Source organism: Sulfolobus acidocaldarius SUSAZ (genome assembly GCA_000508305.1).
GTDB classification, from domain to species: Archaea; Thermoproteota; Thermoprotei_A; order Sulfolobales; family Sulfolobaceae; genus Sulfolobus; species Sulfolobus acidocaldarius_A.
In genome coordinates, this window is record CP006977.1 from 254,403 (window position 1) to 266,278 (window position 11,876).

An 11,876-nucleotide genomic window follows, 5' to 3' on the forward strand; every position below is an offset into this window, starting at 1 on the left:
CAGAATATCTTCTAGTTAAAAAGTTACCTTAAATAAAATAAATTGCGTAAACGTTCCTAACTGATTTAAAAATTAGAGTTAAATGAACTCATTACATTATAGATAAACCTACCATCAAGAGATAGTTTATTAAACGAACAACTAGCTTTTAGGGTTGACAAAGATACTCAACGGGCTTAAATGAAGAGATTTCATGTCTATACGATACTTACTGTTTCTTTTACAGAAAAAAGATCATATATTACCGTTCCCTTTATAGAAACACTGTGCAGTTAACGTTTAACACATCGATAACATTTTTAGTTAAATTGGTGAAAAGGCGCTCAGGCTTTATAATCGCACATATTTATCAAAATATTCTTCGAGGTATTTTCTCAGCAGTATAGCTTTTTCCTTATCATAAAATTCGCACTGCGCAATGAGAGCTGAAAGCCTTAATGTTTCATTTTTGGCTTTTTCAATTAGCTGACCATAATAAAATATTAATGATGAATTTTTAGACCTTATTTTAGATAACTCTTTGAGAGAATTACGGATAATAAATATATTATAGAGACCATAAGTAAGAAATACCACGTTATTTTCACAGCATAAAAGAGATCTGATACTATAGGTAACCTGTAATAAGTAATGATAAGTAAAACTAGTTCTATCAGACTACTAGCTACGCTAGCGTATTTTAACTTAGAGAAGAAGAAGACATTTGCAAGCAAAGGTAGTATTATGATTAAAGTTAAAGTTACATCCACCAGCCTCACCTACTCACGATCCTTATCGCAAGTGGGCGTCATCAGCCTTCACAAGCATCCAGCGGTTTGGGGTATACATTCCCTGGGGGACGCCATCCCCTGCCTCATTAATCGGCAATTAAATAATCTTAGCTTTGACTAATAAGCTTTACTTCATAAGGAATACCTCTAAAAACTCATTTTCAACATTCTGGAGGACGAAGCATAGACAACCATACACTATCGCAAATAACAATGAATATGGAAAACAACTATTTGTTTAATCATTATATTCGACATCTTGTTTAATCAAGAAACTTATGAGATTAACACTCAATTTGATTTATTTTACCTTTAATTCCACTTTACAAAATTTGAGACATATCCTAAAATGTTGTTCACTATTCTCTCGTTCACCATATTAAAGTTAGTCCAACTAAAAAGAGAAGGCTCTAAATAACAGGCTAATGCACACTTGTTACACTTTTCATATTGTTCCCATGGGTAACTGTTCCATAGTTTAACTATGTTAGTCTCCCACACTAACTTTTCTCCGCTATACTCATTAAGCACATAACAGGGTAAAACTATTCTTCCCTGAGGATCTATGTTTATTAACATCCAGGGCTTACATCTCCAATTCACTCCCTTATACCAGGAATTTATTATGGATTGGAAGTACTCAGGAGACTCAACAATCGGATAGCCTCTCCTCTTCAATTCGATAAGTAAATTCAATACTTCCAGCAATTTTTTCCTTTCAGGGCTTAATTTCTCAGCAGTGGAATAGTCGTATTCTACCTGTACGCTTACTGTTACACCTAATTTTCTTGACAACTCCAGTACATCTAAAACTTGATCGTAGTTCTCTCTAGTTATGGTAAAGCTTAATGAGACTGGAAGATATTTTACAGCTTCTTTAATGCCCTCAACAGCTCTATCGAAAGAACCTGGTATACCTCTTATTTTATCATGTGCTTCTCCTATACCGTCAATAGATACAAACAGATAATCTAAATATTCTGAGATGTACTTTACCCTGTCCCTTAACAACCAACCGTTAGTTACTAAGGAAGTATAGAATCTACTGTAAGATTCCTCCAATATCTGGTCCAAATCTCTCCTCAGTAATGGTTCACCTCCTTCAAATCCCATAAATAGAACTCCTGACTTCTCTAAGGTCTTTAACATAAGGACTTCTTCCTCCAGTGATAATAGTTTTTCATCTTTTCTTCTCCAGAAGGGACACATTTTGCATCTAAGGTTACAGGTGTAGAGTAATTTATGACCTCCTATCAAAGGTAACTTTTTCACTCCCCTGCCTAAGAAAGCCCTCTTAATATTTCCTAATGTCATGGGCTTAAGTTTTGACATTATTAGAACTTCTGTTAGGTTATTAATAAATCATTTCATAACATTTGAAAAATCATCTACAAGAATAATGCAAATATTTGTAAAAATTAAATATAACTAACTAATCGGTTTATAACATATATATTTCTGTATTTCGAGCTTATCTATCTTAATTTAAGAGTTTAAACAAGTAGATCCAGTTGATTGAAGTTATTAACTTTGTTGAGCTATTTTATAAAAATATTACCATGATAGCCTAAACTCGCCACAATCTTTATAAAGTAGAAGTAACAAGATATGGTGCAATGAACTATAGCAACAATGATAAGAGCAAATACGCATTAGTATTAGGTGCTTTGAGTGGTGTTACAACGCTTTTCTTCTTTCTCTCTCTCGACCTTTATGCATTATTATATGGACCAATAATGTTACTAATAAGCCCTTTAACCAGATTCGTATTGCCCGTTATTATTGGTTCATTTGTAGCATACTTCCTCACCAAAAAATTCAAGTTCAGTCTAAGACTGTCCTCAGTCCTAATATCTTGTGTAATTTCCCTGTGTGGTTATTTTGTGATAAATTTGATTATATTATCTTTTTTAGGGATGATTTAAAGAAATTTTAAATAAAAAATTTTTCTCTTTATTACAGGTATGAATAGATTTCATTCACACTAACAGTAGAATTTGATACTATAATGACTCCTGAGATCATGTCATTATGATCCTCGGCTCCTAGCAGAGCATATGTAGTGTTGTTTACGTTTAAGGAATATATTACAAAAGTTGAGTTCTTATACACGAAGTTGCCTGTTATGGTTAAATTGTCTGTTTCAAACAAGAACCGTTTCAATAATTTAGTCAATTTATCGAAGTTATTACCTGTGTAGTTAAAGTTCAATATTACCTGATTATTAATCAATTTACCTGTAAAATTCAGCTTTGGTAAGTTTCCGCTTATAATCAAGCCTTTTTCAGTAGTTGTAGGTAACTGTTTATTTGAGTTATACAGTGATATTAATAAGTTCACGTTAATAGTAGAGTTAGTAGAGTTAGTATGTACCATATATATATATTTTCCATCGAAGCCAACAGCAGTCTTTGTCTTATAGTCGTAGATGAGGGAACCGTATGAACCTTGTTGGAAACCGTGTTTAACAAGAGTCTTATTTATATATTGAAATATCATACTGGCAAGTGGTCCCTTAACTTGTATATAACCCATTACTCCTTTGCTCTGGTTTACTGAAATAGCATAAAATACTCCTGATCCGAATGTATTTATATACTTAGTAATGTTAGGGTTCATAAAGTAATTTGAGAGATAACTGACGTTATACACGTATATTGTCCCCAGAACCTTATAGGTAACTTGACTGGCATTAGACTGATCATTGGAAGGTGATTGGGAGTGAATGAGCATTACTCCAGCTACTACAGCAATTACAAGTATTGCACCTATTATTCCTACAATTGGTTTACTAATCATTACCATAGGTTTACTATTGTTCTAATAAAAACCTTTTTACGATATATTCGTTTATGGCAAATAATAGGTTGTATTATTAAGCTTTGGAGATGTTGTTTTGTAAATATACTAAAAGAATTAAAGAAGTAGTAATGAATATTTTTTCTGATAAAGAATATAATTCAGAGGGGAGATAAATAAGTGTGATTCAAGGTATTGAGTATGAGGAACGAGTTGAAAGAGAAGATTTCGTAGGATTCAAAATAAGACCAAAGATGATAGTATATCCAAGAACTGAAGAAGATGTTGTGAAAATAGTTAATTATGCTAGGGAGACTAAAACTCCAATAGTTACATGGGGTGCAGGTACAAGTCTTTCAGGTCATTTAATATGCGATGGATGTATCTTGCTCGATATGAAATACATGGATAACATCATAGAGATAAATGAAATAGACTGGTATGCGAGAGTACAGGCAGGAGTGAACCTAGAGAGGCTAGATAAAGAGTTAGAGAAGAGAGGGTTCTTTCTCCCCCCAGACCCAGCTAGTTTCTTCCTATGTAGTGTAGGCGGTGCGACAGCAAACTCATCGGGGGGGATGAGAGGAGTAAAATACGGCACATTTAAGGACTGGGTTTTAGCACTAAAGGTAGTTCTTCCCAATGGTAAAGCGGTGAAAATTGGAGAACCATTCACTAAGAATAGGGGAGGATACGATCTAGTACACTTATTCGTGGGGAGTGAAGGAACATTAGGAATAATAACAGAGATATGGTTCAAAATAATACCATTACCTAGAAGGAAAAAGTATACAATTTTAGCATACACCGACAGCCTAGAGGATACTGCTGAAGTAATAGTAAGTCTTAGGAAAAATAAGATAATGCCTGAGCTAGCCGAATTCGTAGATTATCAGGTAATTAATGCGCTGAATAAACATCTCAATGCAGGTCTTGAAGAAGTAAGGGATGGGGGAGCTTTAATTATATCCGTGGAGGAAGACTATTTGGAGGAATTAAAGAAAATACTTGGTAACAAAAAATATGTAGTTGCTGAAGGAGAAGAGGCTGAAAGAATATACTCACTGAGAGCACAAGCTGCTATAGCATTGAAGGCTGAGGGGAAAACAATGTACATAGAGGATATAGTGGTTCCAGTATCTAGACTTGTAGAGGCAATAAGGAGATTAAGGGAAATAGAGAGAACATACAACGTTAAGATGCCAACCATTGCCCATATAGGAGACGGAAATCTCCACCCTAATGTTATTTATGACGATCCAAAAGTAGGGGAGAAAGTGTTTGAGGAAGTAGCTAAAGTTGCAATAGAGTTAGGGGGATCTGTATCTGGAGAGCACGGAATTGGAATACAAAAAGCGAAACTACTTGGTGATCAAATAATCTGCCACAACGGTAAGGAGGTACTAGAGCTAATGAAGAGGATTAAAGACCTGTTTGACCCTTACGATATTATGAACCCTAACAAATATGTAGAACTAGCATATAAATTGAGTGAAAATAAATGAGAGCATTATTCCCAGGAAGATTTCAACCATTCCACTTAGGTCACCTACAAGTAGTCAAATGGTTGCTGGATAGGTATGAGGAATTAATAATTATGATAGGAAGTGGTCAAGAAAGCCATTCACCCTACAACCCATTTACAGCTGGAGAGAGATTAGTTATGGTTAAGGAAAGTCTAGCCGAAACGGGGATCGATTTAAGGAAAGTTGTAATATTTCCTGTGATGGAGTCCTTTACAAGTAAAAATTGGATAAGAATAGTGGAGATGTATTCTCCTCACTTTGATGTAATAATAAGTGGAAATCCTCTAGTTTACACAGTGGCTAAGGAGGCTGGGTATATGGTAGAAAGAGTGCCTATGTTTAACAGGGATATATACAACGCTACTAGAATAAGGAAGCTGATAATGGAAAATGATCTAAAATGGATGGAATGCGTTCCAAAGAGCGTTAGTCAATTTATAAGAGATATAAAAGGCGATGAAAGGATAAGGGATGTAACAAAGAACGATTATACAGAGGACTGAGAAAAGATCAAACGCATTTTTACATTTTAAACTAGTTTAAAAAGGGAAAAAAGAAAATATAACTTAAAGGAAAGGCGTCCAATGGGCGAAACCACTTAGATGTGCTGGAACTGCCTCTAGTGCTATATACCCTGCCAATAAGGCACTGAGTATCAGGAATACAGAGTCAATAACCAAGAATATTTTCCATTTTGATGCATTATCTATAAATATGGACACTGGGTAGAAGAAGAACGAAGCTAAACCAACTAATGTGTAAAGTCCCAACACCGCTATAGGTTCTGTAGTTAAACCTTTGAAGTAGCCCTGAACGCCGTAATATATGGTGACTAAGCCTAATATTAGAGCCAAAAATCCGAATAACTCTAGTTTGTAATTGTTCTTTAAACTAAAGGCTATACCCATTAAGCCTAAACCAAGTATTGGGTAGAGATCATAAAATAATATATTATAACTTCCAGGCAATGGCCAGACCAATAAACCATATAATCCCGTTATAGCCATGAATGATCCCATTACAAGTAATGGCATGTAGAGAGATCTTAAGGATTCACGATATTGTTGAATAGAGCTGTGAACAGTGAAATATGTCCTTATAAATCCGTAAGCTAAAACTAGAAATGTAGACGCAAGAACTATAAGCTGACTCGTTAATGGATCTACGAATAATGCCATTTTAATCACCAAGTTATATTATACATTGTCAGAATTTAACTAGTATGTGTTTAAGTAGATACTTTTGTAAACATTTATAATGATAATTTTTCAGGTAAAGGGAATAATGAGCAAATAAATAGAATAATAACTAATACACATAAAATATTAATAATACGTTTTTATTTCAATCTTATCAATTATATTCCTGTCAACTTATAAATGTTATGTGTGAAAATATCTATTTTTCACCACGATAGGTGGAAAAATATAATGACAATATTTAGGAGACCTAACTCAATGAGATATTTAGAAGTTTCTGATAACCAAATTCATAGGAAGATCAGTATAGACAGTTTTGGATTTTATTATTATGTAAACATTTAAATGTAAAAAACCAATAAGAAAATATGAAGAAGTTAAATTTCGTTTTAGCTTTTGATGTTTTCGGGACAATTCTTGATCTCTCACCTATCATTCAGGAATTTAGAAGAAAGCAACTTGAATATACATGGTTACTTACTATTTTAGGTAAATTTGCTACTTTTGAAGAAATAACTAGACTAGCATTACGAAGTACGCTATTAAGCAGGGGTGATATAGAAAAGTTCGATGAGGAGTTAAACAAGTGGAATAATTTACGATCGCACTCTGACGCTAAGTACTTACAGCATATATCTGAAATAGTCGATATTTATGCCTTAAGCAATGGGTCAGTGAAGGAAGTTTCAATGCACCTTGAACATAATGGATTATTAAAGTTCTTCAAAGGAATAGTAAGTGCAGAGGAAGTAAAAGTTTACAAGCCCTCTCCGCTAGTTTACAAACTCTTCATGAAGAATGTAAGTTCTAATGCTTATCTTGTTTCATCAAATCCATTTGATATTATAGGAGCTAAAAATGCCGGAATGGGTGCAATTTTTGTGAACCGATTTAACCAGTCAATAGATCCGTTAGGTTATCAACCTGATTTAATAGTAAAAGATTTCCATGAGTTATATGAGTGGCTAAAAAGAAAATTAGTATCTTAAAAACTAGAGGTTATTTTGTTAGCTTTTTCATTAACTCGTAGAAGTTATCATAAGGGTGTATTGGGAAGACGTCAACATTCACTGAATGACCTAACTCCCTTGTAATTGGCAGGGTTTCTAGTATCTCATCTAATTCCTCATGAGAGCTAACGTCTAAGATAGCTACAACTTCTCTTTTACCACTTACCTTGTATAAGCCTTTGATTTTCCCACCCTTCACAGCTGAAAGCGCAGCCTCTGCTTCCTTAGTCCAAATTTCCATGAGCTTCTTTTGGTCTATGCTTTCAGGTTGCTTAACTTTAAACCACAAGAGGAATAACATTTTACATCATATTATAAACAATGTCATAAAATAAAAATAATTAGTTATATTTTATAATTGAATATGCACAGAGAGGAATTTTGGATAAAATAATAAACTGAAGAAAGCATCGCTCTGTAGGGAGGAAAGGAAGTTAGCGCAAGATTAAGGATACAAACTTACCCTTTTCCCTTCCCATCACCCTCAAGTCTGAAGTAATAGAGCTAACGCTAAGATCAACAGTGTCACAGAATAAATGTAATCAAAGTTAAACTTAGTTAAAAGTACTAGTATATTATTTTTCTTTAGCACAATAAAGTAAGTGACTTCTCTGACTATGAATACTCCCACAGGAAGGAATACGAATAATGTATTCGCTATTATCGCCAAAATTATCAAGAGGATAACATTCATCTGCAGGATGGAGTTCAGAAATGTAGATTTAAACAAGTTATAAACTGAGACTTTCATACTTCCTGTGTAATGGAGCAATTTTCCTAAAAACATCTTCATCAAAATGTGAATTACAACGAGAAATATCACTATGACTTTGGTTGAATTGGAACTCTGAAGACTAGAAAATGTGAAAAACACTACAAGTATACCCAAAGAATAATAGGAAAGGGTAGAGAGAAGAGGAACTATGAAGGACTCCTTGACTTTCTTGAAACTGTAAAAGTAATATGAAAAAAGCAATCCCTTGTAAGGATCTAAACCTTCAATTAGGCTAAGGATAACAATAAGAATCTGAGGAAGCATCTCCTCCTCTTAACCTCGTCTGATGTGCTCTAGCCTCTCCAAAATCCACAAAGAATTCCTTATCTACATCAAGTCCCCCTTCAGGGTTTGCATTTAGTTTGACCAGCCATCCTTTGACTCCCTCAGGGTAAAATTGATTGTCCCAAGAACTGTAAAGCGAGTTAGTAACGTAAATCCTTCTACCGTCTCTACTTATTTCCACCATCTGAGGAGCTCCTGTAAGTTTATTACCTGAGGGGTGATCAGCTCTGTGCAGGATTCCTCCTAACTTCACTTTACCGGTAAGAACGGGCTTAAATGGGTTACTTACGTCGTACTGCCTTAGTTCCCCTATGCCCCATAGACTGACATATAGAAACTTGTCATCTAGACTAAGGTCAATATCCGTTACTAGAGGAGGGACTGCCTTAAAAGGTTTAAGTATATCAGGTAAATTGCCATCTGCATGCTCTGCTTGTATATCGATGACCTTTTGAGCCTGCCACTTTCCGTCTTCAAAAAACCAAAGCCATATAGAACTACTGAGATCTTTAAGGCTAACTACTAGATTAATAAATCCCATTAATTTAGTGGGATCGTGTAATGGTCGAAGTTCTAAAGCCATCCTGTTTTCCTCTCCCAGAGTTAAGCTCGAAATCTTTTTTCTCTTCCTTAAATCCCAAAAGTGAATTCTATTGCCATATTTCTCCTTCAAATGTTCAGGATTTAGACCATCTTCGATTGTCGTTGGGGTAGCCCATTCACTGGTCACCATAATCTCATTGGGAAGATTCCACCAGAAGTCATATGATAGTTTTTGATCTTCCCTGTAAATTTCCCATTTTCCTAAGGGTTCGAAACTATAGTGATCAAGCATTAATATTCCTCCAGGTTCTTCACCGACTTCATTTCCTAGTGCACTGATATATATAGCATCAGGTCCACAATGAACCGTGTGAAGCCTTGAGTAACCAGTGATTTTCTTTATCTCCTCTGGTTGTATGACTTTTACGATATTTGGTTTTCTAGGATCTAGTTTTGTGTCTATTATGTAAATTCTTGAAGAACGTAATCCTGGAACCACTAGAAACCTTCTCTCAGCATTTGGTCTTCCATTTGGACATAGAGAGGAGCTACATGCGTTCCAGCCGAAGTGGTGCAGTTCATCTCCCGTGTATGGAAGCTCAACCTTACCAACTACTTTCGTATAGGTTTCAGATTTTGGGTTAACATCCACAACTGCTATGTAATCAGGTCTATTGATCTTTGTTCCTATGTAAAGACATGCCACATAAGCTAGATCCTCAGGAGGCGAATTAATAGCCATTTTGGGAGATGGGTAAAATGTGGGGTCTCTCTTAAACGGTGAAAATACCTGAGGTAATCCCATAATTAAGTATATCAATCTAAAAGTTATAAACTTACATTATTAATGCAATAAAAGTTCATGTCATCAGTTAGGATGTCGATAATCTAAAAATTTTCAACTCATGATTTAGATATATAGAGAAGAGAAAATATCTTAATTCATGCTATAGATTTTAACTTGATTTTCCTACTTCAGCTTTAAACTCTTCATAAGCTTTCTTGACTTCGTCAACCGACGCTTCGTCCTCTAATGTTGTTATATCTCCTACTTCAGCCTTAGTCACTACTGCTTTTACTACTCTTCTCATTATTTTCCCGCTTCTGGTCTTTGGCAATTTACTAACGAAGAACACTTTATCTACCATAGCTATAGGACCAACTTTTTCCCTCACAGTCTTCAAGATCTCTTGGGTTAGTTGTTGACTTGGAGTTTGTCCAGATTTAAGCACTACGAATGCATAAGGTACTTCACCCTTTATAGGATCAGGTACACCTATTACTGCTGCCTCTGCTACTGCAGTGTGTTCAATTAACGCTGACTCTAACTCATAGGTACCTAATCTGTGACCAGACACTTTTATGACTTCATCTGCTCTGCCTAGTATCCAGAAGTACCCATCCCTATCCTTTACTGCGTAGTCACCTACGTAAAACATACCTGGGAACTTGCTCCAGTATACCTTTACATATCTCTCAGGATCTTTGTATATTGTTAATGGCATTCCTGGCCATGGGTTCTTTATGACTAGATATCCTCTGTCCTCTAAATTAGCTGGTTTCCCATCCTCATTTACTACATCAGCTTCAACACCCATTATTGGCATTCCATTAGTTCCAGGTTTCATTGGAATTAGATAGAGACCTGGTAAGTGGCTTATCATTATTCCTCCGGTTTCTGTCATCCACCATGTAGAACCAAATGGTATTTCCTCTCTTCCAACTAATTTCCACATCCATTCCTGTGCCTCTGGATTTATTGGTTCTCCAACAGAGTGAATTAGCCTTACAGTGCTTGTATCGTGTTTCTTCACCCATTCTTCTCCAAATTTCATGAAAGACCTGATCGCTGTCGGGGAAGTGTATAGTATTGTGACACTGTGGTGTTCAATTATCGAGACCCATCTATCAGGTTGTGGATAGTCTAACGCTCCCTCGTACATTACGGTTGTTACGCCTTCTGTTAGAGGACCAAATACTATATAAGAGTGACCTGTGACCCATCCAATATCTGCAGTACACCAATAGATATCATCGTCCCTTATATCAAACACCCACCTCATAGTGGCGTGAAGTAAAGTTTCATAGCCTCCAATATCATGGACTATTCCCTTAGGCTTTCCTGTGGTTCCTGACGTGTAAAGTATGTATAATGGATCTTCTGACTTTAGCCTTTCAGGCTCCACATAAACATTTTGCGGTATATCCTTCATCACTTCATCAAAATACTTATCTCTTCCTTCCATCATGTTTACCTTGTGTCCTGTTCTCCTAACTACTATGACATCTTTTACTGTTGGTGTCTTTTCCAGTGCCTTGTCAACAATTTGCTTCAATTCTACTATTTTGCCCCTTCTCCACCCTCCATCAGCTGTTACAACAAGCTTTGCCTCAGCATCATTTATCCTGTTTGCAAGTGCATCAGCACTAAATCCTGAAAAGATCACTGTAAATACAACACCCAGTCTGGCAGCTGCAAGCATGAATATAGGTAGTTCAGGAATCATAGGTAGGTAAATGGCAATAGTGTCACCCTTCTTCAGCTTGTATTTCTCCTTAAGGAGATAGGCTACCCTATTAACTTCTTTATAAAGATCATGATAAGTTAGCTTCCTCACTTCCTTAGGATTTCCCTTTTCATCAACTGGTTCTCCTTCCCATAAAATAGCAACCTTGTTCTTTCTCCAACTTTTAGCATGTCTATCTACAGTTAAGTATGAGGCGTTAATCTCCCCACCTACAAACCATTTGTAGAATGGAGGATTAGAGTCATCCAGTACCTTCTCCCATGGTTTAAACCATTCCAGTTCCGATGCAACTGATGCCCAGAAATTTCTATATTCCTTAACTGTTTGACTGTGAATCTCTTTGTAAGTATTTATATTTACCAGCTTATTTGCGCCTTTTTTGGGTATTATTTTTTGTTCAAAAGGAAGAGCCCAGGATACGGACATATCATTATAAATACT

Annotated in this window: 12 protein-coding genes; 4 read left to right on the plus strand and 8 right to left on the minus strand. The window is 35.7% G+C overall.

Annotated features, from left to right (window positions below; all coding sequences use genetic code 11):
• Positions 1-330: 330 nt before the first annotated feature.
• The gene (locus SUSAZ_01495; protein ID AHC52411.1) at positions 331-576 is read right to left on the minus strand and encodes a hypothetical protein; all 246 of its coding nucleotides are present in this window, start codon (positions 574-576) and stop codon (positions 331-333) included.
• Between the two features lie 506 nt (positions 577-1,082).
• On the minus strand, positions 1,083-2,102 hold the full coding sequence (locus tag SUSAZ_01500; protein ID AHC50796.1) for a cofactor biosynthesis protein: 1,020 nt from the start codon (positions 2,100-2,102) through the stop codon (positions 1,083-1,085).
• 284 nt (positions 2,103-2,386) lie between these two features.
• Between SUSAZ_01500 and SUSAZ_01505 the strand changes: the two genes are divergently transcribed.
• On the plus strand, positions 2,387-2,695 hold the full coding sequence (locus SUSAZ_01505; protein AHC52412.1) for a hypothetical protein: 309 nt from the start codon (positions 2,387-2,389) through the stop codon (positions 2,693-2,695).
• 31 nt (positions 2,696-2,726) lie between these two features.
• Here SUSAZ_01505 and SUSAZ_01510 read toward each other — a convergent pair whose 3' ends face one another.
• The gene (locus SUSAZ_01510) at positions 2,727-3,569 is read right to left on the minus strand and encodes a hypothetical protein (GenBank protein ID AHC52413.1); all 843 of its coding nucleotides are present in this window, start codon (positions 3,567-3,569) and stop codon (positions 2,727-2,729) included.
• 182 nt (positions 3,570-3,751) lie between these two features.
• Here SUSAZ_01510 and SUSAZ_01515 point away from each other — a divergent pair, with 182 nt between their 5' ends.
• Complete coding sequence (locus SUSAZ_01515; protein ID AHC50797.1) at positions 3,752-5,074, plus strand: FAD-linked oxidase; 1,323 nt, start codon at positions 3,752-3,754, stop codon at positions 5,072-5,074.
• Entirely contained in the window at positions 5,071-5,598 is a 528-nt protein-coding gene (locus tag SUSAZ_01520; protein ID AHC50798.1) for a nicotinamide-nucleotide adenylyltransferase, read from the plus strand. Before SUSAZ_01515 ends, SUSAZ_01520 begins: the two co-directional genes overlap by 4 nt.
• A gap of 63 nt (positions 5,599-5,661) precedes the next feature.
• Here the strand turns inward: SUSAZ_01520 and SUSAZ_01525 are convergent, their stop codons facing one another.
• Complete coding sequence (locus tag SUSAZ_01525; protein ID AHC50799.1) at positions 5,662-6,273, minus strand: hypothetical protein; 612 nt, start codon at positions 6,271-6,273, stop codon at positions 5,662-5,664.
• Positions 6,274-6,662: 389 nt separating this feature from the next.
• On the opposite strand from SUSAZ_01525, the gene SUSAZ_01530 reads away from it, so the two are divergent.
• The gene (locus SUSAZ_01530) at positions 6,663-7,283 is read left to right on the plus strand and encodes a haloacetate dehalogenase (protein AHC50800.1); all 621 of its coding nucleotides are present in this window, start codon (positions 6,663-6,665) and stop codon (positions 7,281-7,283) included.
• A gap of 10 nt (positions 7,284-7,293) precedes the next feature.
• On the opposite strand, the gene SUSAZ_01535 is transcribed toward SUSAZ_01530, so the two are convergent.
• From SUSAZ_01535 to SUSAZ_01550, 4 genes are all read right to left on the minus strand, one after another.
• Entirely contained in the window at positions 7,294-7,605 is a 312-nt protein-coding gene (locus SUSAZ_01535) for a muconolactone delta-isomerase (GenBank protein AHC50801.1), read from the minus strand.
• Positions 7,606-7,788: 183 nt separating this feature from the next.
• Positions 7,789-8,343 (minus strand): hypothetical protein, encoded by a 555-nt coding sequence (locus SUSAZ_01540; protein AHC50802.1) that lies wholly within the window; start codon positions 8,341-8,343, stop codon positions 7,789-7,791.
• Positions 8,312-9,712: a Selenium-binding protein 1 gene (locus SUSAZ_01545; protein AHC50803.1), complete on the minus strand. Its 1,401-nt coding sequence runs from the start codon at positions 9,710-9,712 to the stop codon at positions 8,312-8,314. Before SUSAZ_01545 ends, SUSAZ_01540 begins: the two co-directional genes overlap by 32 nt.
• A gap of 151 nt (positions 9,713-9,863) precedes the next feature.
• Entirely contained in the window at positions 9,864-11,861 is a 1,998-nt protein-coding gene (locus tag SUSAZ_01550; GenBank protein AHC50804.1) for a 3-hydroxypropionyl-CoA synthetase, read from the minus strand.
• Positions 11,862-11,876: the final 15 nt, after the last annotated feature.